The organism is Microcoleus sp. B13-B6, from assembly GCF_036705405.1.
GTDB lineage: Bacteria > Cyanobacteriota > Cyanobacteriia > Cyanobacteriales > Microcoleaceae > Microcoleus.
The window spans coordinates 1-18984 of the sequence record NZ_JAUBUJ010000099.1 but is presented as its reverse complement, the minus strand read 5'-3'; the positions used below and the strand labels follow the sequence as shown (position 1 = coordinate 18984).

Annotated in this window: 18 protein-coding genes; 5 read left to right on the top strand and 13 right to left on the bottom strand. The window is 44.5% G+C overall.

Annotated elements, in window-relative coordinates; all coding sequences use genetic code 11:
- Window positions 1-103 precede the first annotated feature (103 nt).
- The 10 genes from QUB35_RS31360 to QUB35_RS31315 all read right to left on the bottom strand — a co-directional run bounded on the left by QUB35_RS31360 (window position 104) and on the right by QUB35_RS31315 (window position 10201).
- Window positions 104-2530 carry an ATP-binding protein gene (locus QUB35_RS31360; protein ID WP_333145641.1) on the bottom strand — a complete coding sequence of 809 codons (2427 nt, stop codon included), beginning with the start codon at window positions 2528-2530 and terminating at the stop codon, window positions 104-106.
- 433 nt (window positions 2531-2963) lie between these two features.
- Complete coding sequence (locus QUB35_RS31355) at window positions 2964-3689, bottom strand: TVP38/TMEM64 family protein (RefSeq protein WP_333145640.1); 726 nt, start codon at window positions 3687-3689, stop codon at window positions 2964-2966.
- A 297-nt stretch (window positions 3690-3986) separates the two neighbouring features.
- Window positions 3987-4973: an arsenosugar biosynthesis radical SAM (seleno)protein ArsS gene (gene arsS / locus QUB35_RS31350; RefSeq protein WP_333145638.1), complete on the bottom strand. Its 987-nt coding sequence runs from the start codon at window positions 4971-4973 to the stop codon at window positions 3987-3989.
- 555 nt (window positions 4974-5528) lie between these two features.
- A complete protein-coding gene (gene arsC, locus QUB35_RS31345) occupies window positions 5529-5924 on the bottom strand; it encodes an arsenate reductase, glutathione/glutaredoxin type (protein ID WP_333145636.1) in 396 nt (131 codons plus the stop codon).
- Between the two features lie 36 nt (window positions 5925-5960).
- A complete protein-coding gene (gene arsH, locus QUB35_RS31340; protein WP_333145634.1) occupies window positions 5961-6617 on the bottom strand; it encodes an arsenical resistance protein ArsH in 657 nt (218 codons plus the stop codon).
- 7 nt (window positions 6618-6624) lie between these two features.
- Entirely contained in the window at window positions 6625-7329 is a 705-nt protein-coding gene (locus tag QUB35_RS31335; RefSeq protein WP_333145632.1) for an MIP/aquaporin family protein, read from the bottom strand.
- 104 nt (window positions 7330-7433) lie between these two features.
- Window positions 7434-7775, bottom strand: coding sequence for a metalloregulator ArsR/SmtB family transcription factor (locus QUB35_RS31330; RefSeq protein WP_333145629.1), 342 nt, complete (start codon window positions 7773-7775; stop codon window positions 7434-7436).
- Window positions 7776-7914: 139 nt separating this feature from the next.
- Window positions 7915-9030, bottom strand: a complete 1116-nt coding sequence (locus tag QUB35_RS31325; RefSeq protein ID WP_333145627.1) for an inorganic phosphate transporter — start codon at window positions 9028-9030, stop codon at window positions 7915-7917.
- A gap of 232 nt (window positions 9031-9262) precedes the next feature.
- Window positions 9263-9517, bottom strand: coding sequence for a hypothetical protein (locus tag QUB35_RS31320; RefSeq protein ID WP_333145625.1), 255 nt, complete (start codon window positions 9515-9517; stop codon window positions 9263-9265).
- Between the two features lie 84 nt (window positions 9518-9601).
- Window positions 9602-10201 (bottom strand): hypothetical protein, encoded by a 600-nt coding sequence (locus tag QUB35_RS31315; protein ID WP_333145623.1) that lies wholly within the window; start codon window positions 10199-10201, stop codon window positions 9602-9604.
- A gap of 132 nt (window positions 10202-10333) precedes the next feature.
- Between QUB35_RS31315 and QUB35_RS31310 the strand changes: the two genes are divergently transcribed.
- The 3 genes from QUB35_RS31310 to QUB35_RS31300 are packed head-to-tail and all read left to right on the top strand — an operon-like array spanning window position 10334 to window position 10975.
- Window positions 10334-10561 carry a hypothetical protein gene (locus QUB35_RS31310; protein ID WP_106146537.1) on the top strand — a complete coding sequence of 76 codons (228 nt, stop codon included), beginning with the start codon at window positions 10334-10336 and terminating at the stop codon, window positions 10559-10561.
- On the top strand, window positions 10561-10845 hold the full coding sequence (locus tag QUB35_RS31305) for a PIN domain-containing protein (protein WP_333145622.1): 285 nt from the start codon (window positions 10561-10563) through the stop codon (window positions 10843-10845). Before QUB35_RS31310 ends, QUB35_RS31305 begins: the two co-directional genes overlap by 1 nt.
- On the top strand, window positions 10832-10975 hold the full coding sequence (locus tag QUB35_RS31300; RefSeq protein WP_333145619.1) for a hypothetical protein: 144 nt from the start codon (window positions 10832-10834) through the stop codon (window positions 10973-10975). Before QUB35_RS31305 ends, QUB35_RS31300 begins: the two co-directional genes overlap by 14 nt.
- A 90-nt stretch (window positions 10976-11065) precedes the next feature.
- Here the strand turns inward: QUB35_RS31300 and QUB35_RS31295 are convergent, their stop codons facing one another.
- A complete protein-coding gene (locus QUB35_RS31295) occupies window positions 11066-11740 on the bottom strand; it encodes a HEAT repeat domain-containing protein (RefSeq protein ID WP_333145617.1) in 675 nt (224 codons plus the stop codon).
- Between the two features lie 289 nt (window positions 11741-12029).
- On the opposite strand from QUB35_RS31295, the gene QUB35_RS31290 reads away from it, so the two are divergent.
- Both QUB35_RS31290 and QUB35_RS31285 read left to right on the top strand, forming a co-directional pair.
- Window positions 12030-13283 (top strand): transposase, encoded by a 1254-nt coding sequence (locus QUB35_RS31290; protein WP_333145615.1) that lies wholly within the window; start codon window positions 12030-12032, stop codon window positions 13281-13283.
- Window positions 13284-13377: 94 nt separating this feature from the next.
- Complete coding sequence (locus tag QUB35_RS31285) at window positions 13378-15837, top strand: CBS domain-containing protein (protein WP_333145613.1); 2460 nt, start codon at window positions 13378-13380, stop codon at window positions 15835-15837.
- Between the two features lie 223 nt (window positions 15838-16060).
- Here QUB35_RS31285 and QUB35_RS31280 read toward each other — a convergent pair whose 3' ends face one another.
- Window positions 16061-18421, bottom strand: coding sequence for a polysaccharide biosynthesis tyrosine autokinase (locus tag QUB35_RS31280; protein WP_333145610.1), 2361 nt, complete (start codon window positions 18419-18421; stop codon window positions 16061-16063).
- A 328-nt stretch (window positions 18422-18749) separates the two neighbouring features.
- Complete coding sequence (locus tag QUB35_RS31275) at window positions 18750-18923, bottom strand: hypothetical protein (protein WP_333145608.1); 174 nt, start codon at window positions 18921-18923, stop codon at window positions 18750-18752.
- Window positions 18924-18984: the final 61 nt, after the last annotated feature.

Below are 18984 nucleotides of genomic sequence, written 5' to 3'. Positions count from 1 at the left end.
TGCAACTATAGACAATCTCCCAACTCTTATTTCATCAGTCATTCCCAAATTTAAAATCTAAAATTTAAAATTTAAAATCTAAAATCTAAAATCTACACTGGTATTACTTTCCGTTACTAATAGGAATTTTTACCAAAAGTTCCGTGCCTCCGCCCGGAGGCTGAGAAATTTTGATGCTGCCGCCGTGTCCATCCACTACAATTTTGTAGCTAATTGCTAACCCCAAACCAGTACCTTTGCCCACCTCTTTAGTAGTAAAAAATGGGTTAAAAATTTGGTCTTTAACGCTGTCGGGAATGCCGGGGCCGTTGTCGGCGATCGCCACTTTCAGAAATTTAGCGCCATGTTCGCGAACTACTCCCGTGGAAATAGTAATAATTTTATCCAGGCGATCGATCTCGTTCAAGGCATCGATCGCATTACTCAGCAAGTTCATAAACACCTGATTGAGCTGAGAGGGATAGCACTCGACTGAAGGCACTTTTCCGTATTTCTTGACTATATAAATTCTATTCTTAATGCGGTTAGAGAGCAGCAGCAAGGTATTTTCTATACCTTCGTGAATGTCCGCTAGCTTTTTGTCAGATTCATCCAGGCGAGAAAAGTTTCGCAAAGAAAGAACTATGCTGCGAATGCGTTCGCTTCCTATTTTCATAGAATTCAATATATGCGGCAAATCCTCCTCGATAAATTCTAACTCTATTTCTTCGGTAAAATCTACGATTTCCTGGGGAACCTCTGGGAAGGCTTCTTTGTATAAACTCACCAACTCTAATAAATCTTTAGTATATTTGCTGGTGTGAGGCAAATTAGCCGAAATGAAGTTAACGGGGTTGTTGATTTCGTGCGCTATCCCAGCCACCATTTGACCGAGGGATGACATTTTTTCGCTCTGCACTAAATGAGTTTGAGTTTTTTTCAGTTCATTTAAGGCACTATTAAGCAGTTTTACTTGGTCTTGGGTTTGACTGTAAAGGTGAGCTTGAGTAATTGCGATCGCCAATTGGTCTGCTACAGCTTTTAACAGTTGGATTTCCTCCCTGCTCCAAAGCCAATGAGTAGCGTGGCTGCAAATTAAATAACCCTGCGGCTGGTTCTGAGTCTGGACAGGTACGGCTAAATAGCTATTAGCTTTAAGTTCCGGCGGTTGAGTTACACCCTTCGCCCAAGTGTCGCTCGAAAGAATAATTGGTTCGCCTTGACCACTCCGTACTAACACATTTTCGAGAAAGTAAGACTCAAACTTTATGGCTTGTGTCGGAGAATCAGATGGGCAACATTCCCACAGGATTTGTAACCTGTTTTCTTGCGGTTTGTACCAACCAAAAGCCGCCCGTTCTAGGTGCAGCAAACTTACTATTTCTTCGACTGTACTTTGCACAATTTTGTCTAATTCCAGGGAAGCGCGAATGCGTCCAGCAATCCGGTTGAGCATGGCTTCTCGCTCCGCTTGAGCGCGATTGTTTTCGGAGGAGTAAATTAGCCAAATGGCTGCTAGCATTGCCGGGATGAGCAGTCCGGCGACTACGGATGTCAGCAAATTTAATGCTTGCAGTTGGGATTCAATATTTTCGCGGGGAATTACTAAAGCCATCGACCAGTTAACTTCCTTGAGGGGAGCATAGGCCACATACACCCATTTGTTATCTATTTTTACCAGTTCGATGTTCGTCTGCCGGTCGATCATCTGTCGCGCAATTGTGGAGAGTGCGGGGTCTTTTGACTGTAAAAAGCTTGGGGTCGGCAGGTCGATATTTCCGATTAAGTTATTGTTGGGATGAACAATTGGCACTCCTTGTGAATTGAGCGCAAAAGCATAACTGTCAGAACCGTACAGCAAGCTGTTAGCGACAGATGTTACTCGGTCTAATTTAATGCTGCCCGATAGGACTCCAATTACTTGATTTGGAGCGGGGGGCAAAGCCCAAATAGGAGCTGAAATGATGATCGTAGAAACTTTTGTACTGCGGCCGATCAGCGGGTCGGAAACGTTGAGCTGTCCGGCCATTGCTTTTTGAAAGTGTTGGCGGTCTTTGCTGTTCGCGCGGTTGCCTAAAGTGTTGATAAATGAGCCGTCGGGTTGAGTTAATGACAGGATGAAATACTCTTTTAATCTGTATATTTCTCCTTGCAACCGGGGCTCGACTAATTGCCAATTGAGAGTGCCCACCGTAGGATCGTAAGCAATGGTTTCTATTTCTGCTTTGCGGCTGCTGAGCCAGCGGTCGATTTCATCGGTGCCTTTTTCTAGTTTTAATAGTGCTATTTGCTTTAAATTGTCAAGGATTAGCCCGCGCACAAAAAAATAGCTGATGCAAGCAGTTGTGCTAATCGTTAAAGCCGTGGTGGCCAGAATTAGCAGGGTCAGCAAATGGCGGCGCTGCCGTCTGTGTTGCCAAAGACTGTGCGCTTGCTGCCACTGCGATTGAGCAGAATTGCTGATGTTTGCCCAAAATTGGCGCAGCTTTTTTGCTTGGTGTGGCCGCGGCGCAGACACTGATCCGGCTTGATTTGCTGGGTTTTGCATCATCAAATGTTCTCTCCGAATCAAATTCATCAAACGGTATTGGTCATGCGGCAGAATTAATATCAGTCAAGTCGTGAGACGAGTTTCAGAAAATAATGCAACTGTAGGCCGGTGATCCCAACCCTGCTAGGCATCAGTCATTCGCAATCTCAAATCTCAAATCTCAAATTTAAAATGGTATGACTTGCATTCCTGGCTGCAAAAAATTCTTATTCCGATCGCACCCTTGCCTTCTATTTTGGCATCAGCTTTATATTTTGACCTTCGGTTTACCTAATTGAGGTAACTGCTTTACGATATCTTTAATCTCTATCTCGTTTGTATAACAAAATAATTATAAATAACACAGAGAAAACACGGACTTTTTTAAATTAGCAATGTATTATAATGTATGGGCAAAACCCTCTTGACAAATTTACAAATTTGCGCTGTGGTGTCAAGGGGAAATTTTTTCGTCTAAAGCTTTTTTAGCCAAGCGGGTTGCATAAACGGTGAGGGCGATCGTTGCTAGCAAACCAATCCCGTAGAGAGCCCACTCAGCAGCAGTGCGCGATCGCCCTTGCGATCCGAGTGCAGCCAAACTCCCGGCCAGGGAACCGATATAAACATACATGACAGTTCCGGGAATCATGCCGATCCAAGATGCGAAAAAATAGTCTTTTAGAGATACTTGCGTGACTCCAAAAGCATAGTTAAGCAAATTAAACGGAAAAATTGGAGAAAGCCGCGTCAGCAGTACAATTTTCCATCCTTCAGAGGCAACTGCGGAGTCGATCGCCTTAAATTTTTGATTGCCCTCTATCTGTTTGGAAACCCAGTCGCGAGTTAAATACCGCCCTACCAAAAAAGCGCCAGTTGCGCCTAAAACCGAGCCGATGGAAACACAAACCGAACCGCCAACGACTCCGAACAAAACGCCAGAACCGAGAGTCAGCAAAGAACCGGGGATAAATAGAACCGTTGCGACAATGTAAATTAAAATAAAAGCTGCCGGGCCCCACGGGCCGAGACTAGCGATCGACTCCAGGGCATTTTTCAGAATTCCTTGGAAGTTAAAAAACCTGGTCGCTGCAATTAAAGCCACAGCTAAACCAATCCCTAAAATCAGCTTCCACCTGTTGGATGGCGGCGGATCTTCACCGGGCGATCGCGAATCATTCATTGCTTAAACTCCCCATTCATTCATTGCATATACCGTCGTTTCCAGGGTAGGGACACGGCACTGCCCATTAGTGTCAACTTAAGCTGTTAGCCCGCCAAGTCCATCCGCCCACCCGCCAGTCCGCCAGGGGTTGAAACCCCTGTCTAATAGCGAAAGTCCTCTCAAGAGGACTAATAACTTCTTCAGTCCTCTTTTAGAGGACTTTAGCTTTGAGGCAGGGGTTTAAACCCCTGCCGGACTATGGGTTCTACCTTAACTTGACACCTATGGGATCTTGGAGTGTCCCTACTGTATTGCTCAAATCAAAGTACCGCCACAGCTAGAACCTGAACCTGCCGTACATCCATAACAATAAGCAGCCGTTTGCACCTCTTGAATCACCTCTAAACTGCCAGATTCGAGCAATTTAGCAACAGTTATCCTTTCCCCGCTGCCAGTTTTCGCCGGCAGATTTTCCATCTGGTTAAAATCGCAGTCGTAGACATTGCCCAAATAGTCGATCGACAATTCGTTACGGCACATTAAATGTTCCAGAGTACCGGGATTAAAATTATCCTCCAAAAACCCCAGATAAGGCTTGTGAAGTTTCTTATGTTCCAAATGGAACTTAGTTCGTCCCACCGGCAAATTGGTAATCGCGAACAATTGATTAAAACAAATCCCAAAATGTTCCGCTAAATAAAGCTTGTAATCTTGCTCTAACTTACCTTGTTCCGGTGTTAGCGAAAACTTGTCTGTTGCCGGCACTTGTGGATTGTACACCAAATCCAGAGTTAAATTTGGGTTTTTCCCGTATCCCAACTGATTTAGCTTTTGCAGCGCCCGAATTGAACTGTCAAAAACACCGTTGCCGCGCATTTTGTCCACATTGTCAGCTTGGTAGCAGGGAAGCGACGCCACAATTCTGAGTTGGTGCTGCGCGCAATAGTCGGGAATATCTTCAAAACCTTTTTCAAAGTAAATCGTCAAATTAGAACGAACAATTACCTCTTTACCTGCCGCCCTGGCAGCTTCCGCTAGCGGTTTAAAACCGTAAAGCATTTCGGGAGCACCGCCGGTGAGGTCAACAGTTTGAATTTGAGGAAAGCGGCGAATGATTTCAATTAATTGGTCGCAAATTTCCGGGGAAAGTTCTTCTGTTCGTGTCGGGCTAGCTTCTACGTGGCAGTGAGTGCAAGCCAGGTTGCAGCGTTTGCCGAGATTAATTTGTAAAACTGTAATCGGCTTTTTAGTTAAAGCTGAGTTAATTTTGTTTTTGAAAGGCGTGACTGCTGTCTGAATCATGTGCTAACCTTTTGGTCTGTGCTCGCAACGAATGTAGAGGCGTTCCGGCGGAACGCCTCTCATAATTTAGCACTAATTCTTTGGATGCGACAGATCCAAATTTTAACAGGTCGCTACAAAGTTAATTGAAACTCACATCTTGCACTCTTTTTAATAACAGGCTTTCCGGCCTGTTCCACAGGAGAGAAATTTTGTTGTGGAACAGGCCGAAAAGCCTGTTCAGAAAAGCCTTATTGACAATACTACAACTCAGTTAAAGCTGACATCTTTCACCATTCTCGATTAACAGGCTTTCCGGCCTGTTCCACAGGAGATTAATTTTGTTGTGGAACAGGCCGAAAAGCCTGTTCAGAAAAGGCTTATTGACAATACTACAACTCAGTTAAAGCTGACATCTTGCACCATTCTCGATTAACAGGCTTTCCGGCCTGTTCCACAGGAGAGGAATTTTGTTGTGGAACAGGCCGAAAAGCCTGTTCAGAAAAGGCTTATTGACAATACTGCAAGAGCTGAGTTAAAACCGACAAGGCAAGAATTATAATTTTGACACTAATCTTACTTTAGAGAGTCCACTAATTTCTCAACTCGTGCTTTAATTTCATCTCGAACGCGGTGAAAAGTTTCGATGGGTTGTCCGTCGGGATCGTCGAGTTGCCAATCTTCAAACACTTCTCGCAATACCCACGCTTCGGGTAAATTCACGCCGCAGCCACACAGAGAAATTACTGCATCGTAGTCTTCTGCATTGAATTCGTTTAATGGGTTTGATGTTTGATCGGTGATATCAATGCCGATTTCTGACATGACTTGAATTGCTGTCGGATGAACTCTGCTTGATTCTAACCCGGAACTGGTGACTCCAATCTTGCCGGCTCCGATGGTTTTAGCGAATCCTTCTGCCATTTGCGATCGGCAGGAGTTTCTTTTGCAAACAAACATTACTTTTTTCATGGTTTTTGTTGGTTGTTAGTTGTTAGTTGGTGGTTGTTAGTTAGATGTTTCAAGGGCGCGATTTGCTAGTGCGATCGTCTCTTTAGCGGCTTGTTCCTTGCGTTCGCTGTAGCGATCGGTCAAATAGTCGGTTTGCTCCCGCAACAGTAAGGTAAACTTGTACAGTTCCTCCATCACGTCGATCGCGCGATCGCGATAAGGCGAATCCTTCATCGTCCCATCATCGTTAAACTCCTGATAAGCCTTAGCAACCGAAGACTGATTCGGAATCGTAAACATCCGCATCCAGCGACCCAAAATTCTCAAAGTATTGACAGCATTAAAAGACTGCGAACCGCCGCTAACTTGCATCACCGCCAAAGTTCGGCCTTGAGTCGGTCTGACGGCCCCAATATTTAAAGGAATCCAGTCAATTTGATTTTTCATAATGCCGGTAATATTGCCGTGCATTTCTGGACTCGACCACACTTGACCCTCCGACCACAGGCTCAATTCCCGTAATTCTTGAACCTTCGGATGCGTATCGGGAACGCTACCATAAATAGGCAATTCTAGAGGATTAAAAAACCTAACTTCGGCGCCGAAGCCCTCAATAATTTTCGCCGATTCTTCCGCCAACAAGCGACTATAAGAACGCTCTCTTAAAGAGCCGTATAGGAACAAAATTCTCGGTTTGTGCGTAAAATTTGCCATAATGCTTTCACTTAAAATCCCGAAATCCGTTAGATATTTCCCGATAAACTGCGACTGCTAATTGTGCTCCCCAAATAGGAGCAACCCAGTAAACCCAGTGGTGTTCCCAAATGCCACCAACTAAAGCCGGGCCTAGAGAGCGTGCCGGATTCATACTCGCTCCGGTAATCGGCCCCATAAATGCAGCTTCTAACCCTACAGTTAACCCAATTGCTATCCCGGCAAAGCCGATGTGAGCGCGTCTATCAAGTCCTGAACCGAGGATAACAAACATTAAGATAAAGGTCAAAACAGTTTCTAAAATTAGAGACTGCAACCAGTTACCATTGAGAGGGATAGTTGCACCGAGATTTGCGACTTTTCCTAGGGTAATTAGCAGCACTTTAGAAGCTGCGATTGCACCCGCACACTGCCCTAAAACGTAAGGCAAAACTTTGTATTTTGGGAAAAAACCGCTCGCCCAAAACCCTAAAGTTACGGCCGGATTAAAGTGTGCACCGCTGATGTGTCCTAGGGCGTAAATCATCGCAGTTACTACTGCACCAAATACAAAACTGATGCCTAAATGAGTTACGGAACCCGCGCTAGTTTTGTTAACCATCACCGCACCGGTGCCTGCAAAAACCAAAATAAATGTACCTAGAAATTCGGCGATCGCCTCTCGCCTGCAATCTGGCCGAGCACAACCTAACCTCTGACCTGTTGCATCCATCGCTCTCAACTAATTTGTTCCATCCCATCATATCAATAAAATTTGATATGTCAATCATCAAAATAGCCATATCAGTATTTGAGTGATTAAGAAATGTTGATGGGTTAACCCGCGTCGGAACAAGGGCGCGCCGGCAGGATCTGGCAGAAGCGGCGGTATTCGGCGAGGTACTGTTCGAGGGCGACAAACTGAGCTAAATTGAGGCTGTAGTAAATCCAGCGGCCTTCTTGGCGGCTGCGGACTAAACCGGCTTCTTTTAGGGTTTTGAGGTGGAAAGAGAGTTTAGGCTGAGGGACAGAAAGTCGATCGCACAATTCGCAAACGCACAACTCCTGTTCCCGCAGCAACTCCAAAATCTGAAGCCGCAGGGGGTCAGAAAGAGCGTGAAAGCCAGCAGCAATCAATTTATCTGCAACAGGTGGCGCGATCGGAGAATTTTTAACCATAAATTACCCTTAAATTTTTATTCAAAAACTCCCGGCGCGGTTTCTTGTTTTTACCGTTAGATTTGATCGGGTTATCCTTTGATGACAATCCCAAATCAACTGCGAACTCTTTCTCTTCTAGGACTAACGATTAATTCTCTTACCGATGCAACACCCAGTAAGCGCCGCCACTGATTGCAGCAGCAATTGGCAAGGTCAACATCCATGATAGTAGAATCTGATAGAAAACGCGCACGTTAGCTTTTTTTGAAATCAATCCTACACCAAAGATTGAACCTACCGAAACATGGGTAGTAGAAACTGGAAGTCCATAGCGACTGGCAGCAATAACTAAAAATCCCGTCACTAAGTTTGCCACCAGCCCTTGACCGGTATTCATTGCTGTAAGCTTTTTGCTCATTGTTTCGGCCACTTTTCTAGCATTCAACAAACCGCCGATCGCCATTCCCAAACCTACTGCTAAACTTCCCCACTGAACTGATATTGATTGACCGACTAACATGATCGAAACAATTTTCGGAGTATCGTTCAATCCTCTGGCAAAACTGACGATTCCCGCACTCATAAAATGGCAAACATCCACTAACTTTTGGCTGGGAATTTGTAAGAAATTTCCCAAATACCTTTGCGTGCATTTATCTAGAGAATCGACCGCGACATCAGCGGTTGTGATGCACTTCAGTATGTTAGTTGCATCGGGCTGGGGAATGGGAATAATCTGTTGAATTTGACCAGCGCAAATACACCATTCTTTCTTGATTCCTAAATAAACTCGCAGGTAGCGAGACAGCGCATAAATTAAAGCTCCTAATAGAATCGCAATCAGGGGACTCAGCAACAAAGGCATTAAAAAAGTTTTCTGCAATGCTGTAAAATTAACTTGAGTACCAATTGCTACTAAACCTGCACCGACAAGCGCACCTGTAAGACCGTGAGTTGTGGAAATAGGAAATCCAGTTAAGGTAGCAAGAATAACGGTTAAACCCGCAGCGATGGCGACTGCCAAATGAAAATCTGTACCATTGGCTATCTCGTCTGGAACTAGCCCTTTTCCCGAAAAGCTTTTTACCAGGCTTCCTGCTAGAAAGATAGAAAATACTGAACCGGTAAAAGTTGTGATCGTTGCCCAACCAATTGCTGTTTTGTAGTTCGTCGTATGACTGCCAAACAGTGTCGCCACGCCTTTAAAATTATCATTAGCACCATTGCAGTATGCTAAAAAAAAGGTGGCGATAAATAGCCCAATAAGTAACATTCTCTTAGCCAGAATAAGTGGGATTTATTGGAAACAGTTTTTTGCCGGGGCCCCTGCAGCACCGAATTGGATTGTATAGACACAGGTGCATCCAAAAAAATAATGAAAATATTAAGATTTCTTTGGGACTAGGCGAGCGATCGCGTCTTAATTTCGCCCAACATGGGCGCGATATTGAACGATACTATAATTAAGGCTCGGCGATCGCTTCCGGTACGCTCAACTCACCCATTCACTTAGGATTTTGTACCCTTGCCGGCACATCTGTCAGTCCCGCCTTCTGCATCAGTGAAATCACCCCTATAGATAGAATTCCCCCAATAATTGCCCCAACAACTACCAGGATGATAAAGACTTTTTGCAGAGTTTTTTTAGTTGCCGGGTGGTACTGTCTCGGCAATTCTTGACCTTGCTCGTCAACTTCTTGCTCCAAGGGGTCTAGCGGATTGGAGGGATTTGAGTTAAAAGGATTGGGCGCTTGATTCATGGCTGGCTTTGGTTAAAGGATATCTACAACTATATTAACTTGCGATTTGCACGCAGCAGCTTAAATAATACATTCTGGTTTCACTCAAGACTCTATAAAATTTATTAAGATACCGAGAATTTTACCAACATTATTAATAAAATATTCGCTGGTGTCAATCTCGATCGCAATTCCTTCTAACTTGAAAAATTTCCAGATACTACCAGTGGTGACAACTCCATAAATTGTCTGAATGTCATTTTCTTGACGCTGGTTAAATATTTGTGCTGCGATCGTTTCTGCCATGCACTGTCCTAAGCCGGATTGGATGTTGTCATTTTTGGCTTCAACCAAGGCGATAACTGGGGATTCAATGACTAGCTGTTCCGGCGATCGGCTAATTAGAAAATCGCAATAACCGCTCAAACCCCTAGCAGCGTCTACATTGAATTCTCGACCGGAAAATAAACTCATCCGTTCCGGGAGCCGTTTTTTAATCTCAACTAATATTGGCGCGACAATTAGCTCGGAGCGAGCTTTCTCGGAATTAATTTCTAGTGCTAAAGGCAGATTAAATTGCAAAGTTTCTTGCAAAAAACTGCTTGGTTCTATTGCGGGAATGTCAGCAAACAAGCCCATCTTGCTCGAAAAGGCGATGCCGAAAGTTGCCTTAATTTGTTCTATGCTAAATTGACTGTAGGGCATTTAACTCCCTCTCCCGAAAAATTAAGTGTTTTTAAGAAGCTAACATTATATCACTTGAGGCGCTAAAATTTGAAGCGGGGGTATTTATATACTTGCCTGCTTGTCCAATGCTTTCTGTGAAAGATAACTACTATGACGTTACGCGAACTTCAAGACCGAGCACTGAGGTTGTCTGCCGAGGAGCGATGGCAGTTGATCGATGCCTTGATGCGATCGCTCCAACCCAAACCCCGATCGAAGGTGAAACCGAAGGGTTTAGCCGCTAGTTTAATTGGCATTGCGAAAACGGACGCGCCACCACCTACAGATGCAGAAGTAAAGGCAATGTTGGATGAGCGGTTAGTGCAAAAGTATCTGTAATGAAAGTTTTATTTGATACCAATGTTTTACTGGATGCAATGCTGGCAGGCGAACCTTTCGTAGCGGATGCTGCTTTTTTACTGAATGCAGTTGAATCGGGGCGAGTTGAAGGGTTTATGTCAGCGACAACGGTTACGGATGTGCATTATGTGGTTGGACGACAAACCAAGAGTTCTGAAGCTGCGATTGCCGCCGTAACTCGACTTTTGGCATTGATGGAAATTTGTGCGGTGGATCGAGAGGTTCTGGAGCAAGCGATTGCGCCCTTGATTGCCGGATTTTGAAGATGCGGTGCAGATAGCGTGTGCGATCGAGTTAGAGTTAGAGGCGATCGTTACTCGGGATGTGAATGGATTCGCAGGGTCGCCGATTCCCGTTTTGTCACCTCAAGAACTGAGCAATCGGTTGACCTAGCAGAGGGCTGAATAAATTAGGCTATAGGTGTTTCATCCCCGGCTTCAAAGCCCGGAAATGAAACACTTACAAAAAAAGTATGGGTATCTGTTATCCTTCTGCTTTTGACAAACGATCGAGAGAAATTGTTGCCGCCTTAGATACTTGAGAATTACTATCTTTTTCTAAGTATTTTAAAGCCGAAACGCTCTTAATACTCGGCAAATTGCCCAAAGCTTCAGCCAGCCTCTGGCGGATCAGCCAATCTTCCGACTGAGCAAAATTGAGGATGCGATCGATCGCCCCAATTTCCTTAATTTCCCCCAAAGCCGAAATTGCCGCCTGCTGGATCACCACTTGCTCGCTGTCGAGAGCTTTTAGCAGCACGTCGCGGGCCCGGGGATCTTTGAGATTCCCCAGAGAAACAGCAGCACTGAACCGCACCAGCCATTGAGTATCTTCGTAAAAAGCGCGCACCAAAGCATCAAAAGCTCTGATATCTTCGAGATAGCCCAAAGCACCCGCAGCGTCAGCGCGAATGCCGTAATCCGGGTCAGTTTCTAGCAATTTGACTAGAATGGGATAGCACTCTGCTGTCGGTTTGACCCCAAGAGCAAACACAGCCATCGATCGCACCTGCAAACTTTCGTCGTTCAACACCTTTTTAATCAAAGGCACCGCCTCTGCAGCAGGCACATTCCGCAAGTTAGCCAAAGCCACCATTCGATCGGCGGAATTTTGGCTTTCTAACTTGGCTGCAATTTGCTCTAAGCTTAAAGTTGTCATTATGGATAAATCTTGTAGTAAAACTTTACATTCGGGTTATTTTGATTATAGGGGAGTCTCAGGGTAAAAGCAGGCCGTAAAAACCGCCCTGCGTATTTGAGATGAATGAGATTGCGGATTATTTCCATTAATCTGAAGCTCAGATTAATGGAAATAATCAATTAGAAAGTCTATTATTTAAGTCGCAAGCACAGGCGAGGTGTTACACTATATCGGATAATCCCTAGACTTTATTGTACAGTGCTTAACAAAGCAACAAAAAACTTTTCGTTTCTCCCCCCAAAAAAGTATGATTGTCGTTGAAAGGCATTACATAGACCGGCAGCATCAGTTTTTTAAACAGTTTGATGACTTATCTTTCCTGTCCAAAAATCTCTACAATCATGGTAACTATTACATGAGGCAACACTTTTTTAACTCTGGGTCAAAAGTTGGCGCTGCCAGGAGTCTAAAACAGTTATATGCCATCCTAAAACCCACAGCCGACTATAAATCCTTACCTGCTAAAATTAGCAATCAAGTTCTCAAACAAGTTATTCACGATTGGGAGGCTTGGAAAAAGTCAATAAAGGCTTATTACCGAGATATCCATCAATTTTCATCCCCCCCCCGAATTCCCAAATACAAACATAAAACCTGTGGACGTAACTTGTTAATTTATGATAACCAATCGATAGGACAAAGGGGAAAAAATAAAAATAATGGGCTACTTCATTTATCTCAAAGTGACATAATAATTGCTACAAAAGCCCAAGATGTCATAGAGGTAAGGATAGTTCCTGCCACAGCGACCTACGTTGTTGAGGTTGTTTATGAAAAGCCTGTAACGTTGGTGGATTTAAACCCTCAACTCATAGCAGGTATAGATTTAGGGATTGATAACCTCGTCGCTTTAGCATCAAATAAGCCAACATTTACTCCAACTCTCTATGATGGGAAACATCTCAAATCAATCAATCAAGGTTTCAATAAGCGCCTAGCCTTTTTACAGTCAAAACTTGAGAAAGGGAAATATACCACACCTCAAATCCAGCAAATCACCTTTAAGCGAAACAAGCGAGTTGAAAACTATCTTCATCAAACCAGCAGCTTGATAGTCAAGCAGTTGGTGAACGATCAAATCGGGCAGTTAGTTATTGGCAAAAATGTGGGGTGGAAACAAAATTTACAATTAGGAAAAAAAACGACTCAGACGTTTGTAGCAATTCCTCAATCCACGCTCATAGAAAGGATTACTTACAAAGCTGAGTTAGTGGGAATAAAGGTAACAGTTACAGAAGAATCTTATACAAGTAAGTGCAGCTTTTTGGATTTAGAGCCTGTCGGTAAGCAAGAGTCTTACCAGGGTAAGAGAGTTAAACGTGGGTTGTTTCGGTCGGGGAATGAAACGCTGATTAATGCTGATGTGAATGCAGCCTTAAATATGATTAGAAAAGTAAACGGAAACTCACCCTTTGAGGAGTGCAGCAACCGTATAGAGGTGTTTGCAGTTTCACCTGTACGGGTTTCACCTGTACGAAAAGAGCCACAAAAAATCCGGTAATGTCAAGTATTGCCCGGTTTTTTGTGAACTGTTTCTGCCGTTCCCTAAGGCTTTGCCCGATCGTTAGCCGCCCTCTGACAACCTGCAATCCACTATGCCGTTCTACCACCCACCCTTTTACTCCTCAGCCTTAGAACAAGCGATCGATCGCTACCCCCTCACTGCCGGGCCAGAAACTTCCTTAGCAGTGGCGATCGCCCTGATGAGTCAGTTGCGAAACAGTTGTCCCCTAGTCAAAACACCTGTACCCTCAGACCGGGGGGGGATGACCGAAACATCCACGCCGGAAAAGGTGCGGGCCCGCTGCGTGTTCGTCGTGCAGAACCAGCAGACTATTACCACAGGCAACTTATCCGACAACCCCAGTCGCGGGCTGTTAATCGGCATATTAACTCCCGCCGACTTAGTGAGGCTGATAGCTTCTGGCACAATAGACAACCAGCACAAAGTAGCCCTGCACAAAATACCAATTTCCGAAGTGATGTCCCCGGTGTCGGTCTCCCTCACAGAATCCGATGACCAAGACGTGTTTACCGCCTTATCCTTATTTCGCCAGCACAAGATTCGCTATTTGCCGATCGTCAATCAATTTCGGCACTTGGTAGGAGTGCTGACACGGGAAAGAATTCGCCAAGTATTGCAACCTTCAAACATTCTTAAATTGCGGCGGGTAGCAGAATTAATGACTACGCCAATTACAGCGCCCCACACCGCCTCGCTGCTGACCATAACCGAACTGATGTCAGAGCATCAAGTCAGTTGCGTAGTGATTACAAAAAACAAAGAATTAACAATGGAGAAGCCCAAAGATGACTATACCTCCATTTTTCACTATTCCTTTCACCAACCCCTGGGAATTATTACCGAATATGACATTGTGCAGGCACAGTTTCTTGAACTAAATTTCAAGCAAACCCTAGCTCAAAAAGTCATGAGAACTCCCCTGCAATTTCTTCAACCTTCCGATTCCCTATGGACGGCGCACAAAGAAATGCAGCAGCAACAAGTGCAGCGGTTGGTCGTGTGCGGGGGGCGCGGAGAACTGTTGGGAATTATTACTCAGACCAGCTTGCTCAGAGTCCTCGATCCCACCGAAATGTACCGAGTTGTCAAACAGTTGCAGCAGTCGGTTTATCAATTGCAAGCCGAAAAAGTGGAACTGTTGCAAAGCCGCAACGCCAAACTGGAACAGCAGGTGCGGGAACGGACTGCAAAACTCCACGAACAATTGCAGCGCGATCGGCTGTTAACTCACATTTCTTTGCGGATTCACCAATCCTTAAACCTCGAAGAAATTCTCAACGCCAGCGTCGATGAAGTCCGCCAAGTTTTGCAAGCTGACCGAGTAGCAATCTTGCATTTAGAACCCAGTAATTACGGCATTGTAGTGGCAGAATCCGTTGCCGAAAATTGGCCTTCAATCTTGGGAGAAATCATGCCGCATAATATTTGGCAAGAATCTGCTTCCGTGGTCGAACAGGAAATTTATGCGGTTCCGGATCTCGACCAAGCCTGTTTGAGCGCCGAAAAATATGCGCGGTTCCAGCAAGCGCAAATCAAAGCTTATTTGATTGTACCAATTTTGCAAGACGGCAATTTGTGGGGGATGATGTGTGTTCATCAGTGTTCCAAATCCCGTCAGTGGCAGCCTTCGGAAGTGGATTTGCTGCTGCAACTGGCAACTCAAATCGCGATCGCCATTCAGCAAGCCCAACTCTATCAGCAAGTCCAAAATCTCAACACCGACCTCGAACGCCAAGTCCAAGAACGCACCGCCGAATTGCAGCAAAAAGTTCACGAACTCCAGCATTTAAACGTCCTCAAGGATGAATTTCTCAGCACAGTTTCTCACGAACTGCGGACGCCTTTAGCTAATATAAAAATGGCTATTCATATGCTGCGAATTTCTCCCACACCAGATCGGCGCCAGATTTATCTAGAAATTTTAGAAACAGAATGTACTAGAGAAACAGATTTGATTAATGCTTTGCTAGATTTGCAGCGGCTCGAAGCTGCAACTTGTCCGATCGACCTCGAACCAGTAAACTTAGAAATCTGGCTGCCTACTATTATCGACCCGTTTTACACCCGGGCCCACGACCGCCACCAGGATTTGCGAGTAGAGTGCGATCGCCACCTCCCCACGATCAGTTCCAACCGCGCTAGTTTGGGACGAATTTTAGCCGAGCTCCTCAACAATGCCTGCAAATATACTGCCAATAACGGCGAAATTTTTCTGAAAGTTGAGTGCAAAAACGGAGACTGGGAACAAGGAGGACAAAGGACAAATTCGCGACAAGCAAGTGCTGTGGCTTCAGAAATCCAATTTACACTCAGCAATCAATCGTCCATTTCCAGAGAGGAATTGCCTCGAATTTTTGAGAAATTTTATCGAGTTCCCAACGCAGATCCTTGGAAACAAGGAGGTACAGGTTTGGGTTTAGCTTTGGTTCAAAAACTTGTCGAACAGTTGCAGGGAAAAATTGAGGTTGATAGCAGCAATGGCTGGACTAATTTTATCGTCACCTTTCCTACCAACCCGGATGGAAATTAGTCCGCCATCAGTCAATTTGAGATTTGAGATTTGAGATTTTAGACTTGGGCCTAAGAGGTTCGGCAAGCGCGAGCTTCAAGTCGCGCTGAGTCGAACGATTTTAGATTTTCGATTTACTCCACAGACGAATCTGGGAGATTGAACAAGAGTCTAAAATTTTGGGAGTTCCATGAATGCTGTCGGGGGTTGGTATCGATTTTTTGGGGGTCATCTTTGTTGGGTATCACTCTTTTTTGGGAGCTAGTTTGCGGATACGAGACGGCGCTGGTGTCAAATTCAAATATTCATTTTTATCTTCAACAACTGATGATCTCGATGCTGCTGAATACTTCTTGCGTTTAGGGGCATGATTCGCAACTGTGCCCAAGCATGGTATGCCAAAATTTTCTAATTGACTGAAAACTTTTTGGACTAAAGAAAAGGGAACCTGGCGAATTGCTACAACCATCAGTATGCCATCGGTGCGCGCCGCTAAAAAATTCGTATCTTTACTGTCCGCCAGCGGCGGCGTATCGTAGATAACTAAGTCAAATTTTGCCTGAAGTTCTTCCATTAAATATTGCATCTGAGATGATGCCAGCCGTCTGGCAGTACCAGGCTCCGGGAGACCAGCAGTTAATACAAAAAGATTATCTGCTAGATGCGATCGTTGGATAATTTCATTGGATTCGTTTTTATTGTCGAGCAAGTTGCTCAATCCCTTGACATTAGGCAGTTCCAACAGCAAGTGCAGGCTGGGCGAATGGAAATTTGCGTCTACTAACAGCACTCGCTGACCCGCCAGCGCTGCCACGTGAGCTAAGTTTAAAGCAACCGTAGATTTGCCTTCGCCAACTGTAGCCGAACCAATTGCCAAAGAGCTAATCGTTCGATTTGAAGAAAGAAAGCGGATATTAGTATAAAGAGAGTCAAAAGCTTCTATAAATTCCGCAGCCTTTTTCTTATTACCCTCTTTTCCTTCCAGATAAGCATAGGCATTAGCAATAGAAGGCTGCAATTTTCTAGCATTTTTGTCAAGAGGAATTGCTCCCAATAAAGGCGCTTCAACCGCATCTTTAACGTCATCAGCACAGTAGAAAATATTGCGGAACTTTTCAATGAGGATAGCCGCTCCAAGACCCAAAACTAGCGCCCCAACAACTGCCATCACAAATTTGTTTTTAGCTTTCGTGGCAACTGGAATCAGGTTGCCCTTAGCATCTCGCGGTATCTGTGGTTCAGAAATTATTTCCCAAGGTACTTGGCTTTGAGCTGCTTGGACGCGCAGAGTTTCCCGCTGGCTTAAAAGTTGATCGCGGGTGCGGGCGGCTACTTCTAATTGCTGTTGCAGTTCGTTGTAGCGGCGGGCTATGGTGGGGAATTCTGTTGCTTGTCGGTTTAAATTGTTTTTAGTTTGGCTGATTGCCTGACGGCGAGCTTCTAAGACTTCAACTTGGTTAGCAGTATCAACCAATTGTTTAATCAAGCCTATGCGAATAGAATTTTGAAAATTCTGAACTTTAGAATTGGCTTGGGTGCCTACTAAATTTTGCCCCAAAATTCTATCAGTTTGCTGGTTGAGCAAAGCTACTAAATTTGCCCGCTTGCGCTCTAAAGCTTCCACTATAGGGTTAGCAGATTTAAAACGAGCTGTTTCTACAGCAATCTGACCTTCTACTTCCTTAACCTTGGTCAGCAACTCTTTATATTGAGGTTCTTCGCTTAAAGCGGAAGCGGCAATAGCTTCATTTGGTGTAAAATCTAATTGTTTTTGCAAGTTAGCGTACAGCGTTTTCTGTTCTTGCAGTAGCCTTTGAGTTTCTAACTCTAAAGTTTCTACGGTACGAACTTGCTGCATTAATTGCGCGCCTTGTTCTTGAGGATTGGTAATCTTTTGCTGCTCCTGTATCACCTGTAACTCCGATTTCAGCTTGTTTACGCGCTTATTGAGTCCCGGAAGCTGGTCTTCAATAAAAATAACACCTTCACCAATGCGAGTCTTGCGTTCGTCCAGACTGTACTTTAAATATTTCTTTTTAGTTTCTTGTAAAACGAACTCAACTAATTTAGGATCGGTCCCCATGAAGCGAACTTCCAAAATTTTAGTCAGCGTCATCATATCTTCTCCCACCCGCAAAACGACTAATCCTTTTTTAAGAATTTCCTCGGTAACTTCTGGATATCGTTTTTGGACTTGTTTAACAATAGCCGACAGCATCTGAGGACTCTGGAGAATTTGAAGTTGAGTTGCGTAGTCCAAACTAAAAAAATCTCGACTAGGGACTCCCCCCCCATCGCCGCGATTGGCTAGGGCAGAGGGGTCAGCAATTCTGGCCTCCGTTGTCACGGGTTCCACTAGCATCCGAAAATCGGCTTGATATGTTTTCTTGCCTCCCTTGATCTGATAAACAGCTCCAGCCCCTACTATACCTATAATCCCAATAATGATTAGGGCTTGTCGCTGAAAAGTCCTCAACAACGGCTTTAGATTCAATCCTTTCTGAGGCTGCGCGCTTAACTCTTCTCCCTCGTCAACGGAAAATTGCTGCACCTGTCGGCTCTGGTTGCTAATGGGTACGATATGAGCGTCCTGTTCTCTTTCCATGTTGACCTCTTTGATATTGTGTAGGTAAAATCAGCTTTCTTCTGCGAGCCTTCGGGTTGATACTTTGAGCATTGGCTTAAGGATATCACACGAAATTATTGGTTGGTCGAACCCACTTCCTTCTAATAGTTCTCACTACTTTCACATAGTATACAAAAATAACTAAATCCCTATGCTATGCCGGCGGCAAAAGTTCTTTTACAACTGGTGGAGAGTTATATCAGACTGCATTTGGCTCTGCTGCGTTGTCCTTGTATTTAGGGTTCCCGGGCGACGAAGCAAACTTTTTCAGGTGTCGCTCAGCTTCGCGACAGGGGGTTCAATAACTTTACCAAACTTTTACAATTGACCCTAACACCTCAGCCGCCGCTTGCGCTGGTATTGGTTTGTCCTCTATGCCATTTTTCGGTTCGCAGTCCACGGCAGAAGCACTTGTTAACTTACCCGCTAACTGATCGGCTAAAAAGTTTTGCATTTCCCATGTAGATAAGCTGTTGCACATTTAAACTGTGATACAATCATTACCCTTATTTTTGATTTTGCGACCCCATTTAATTATTAAT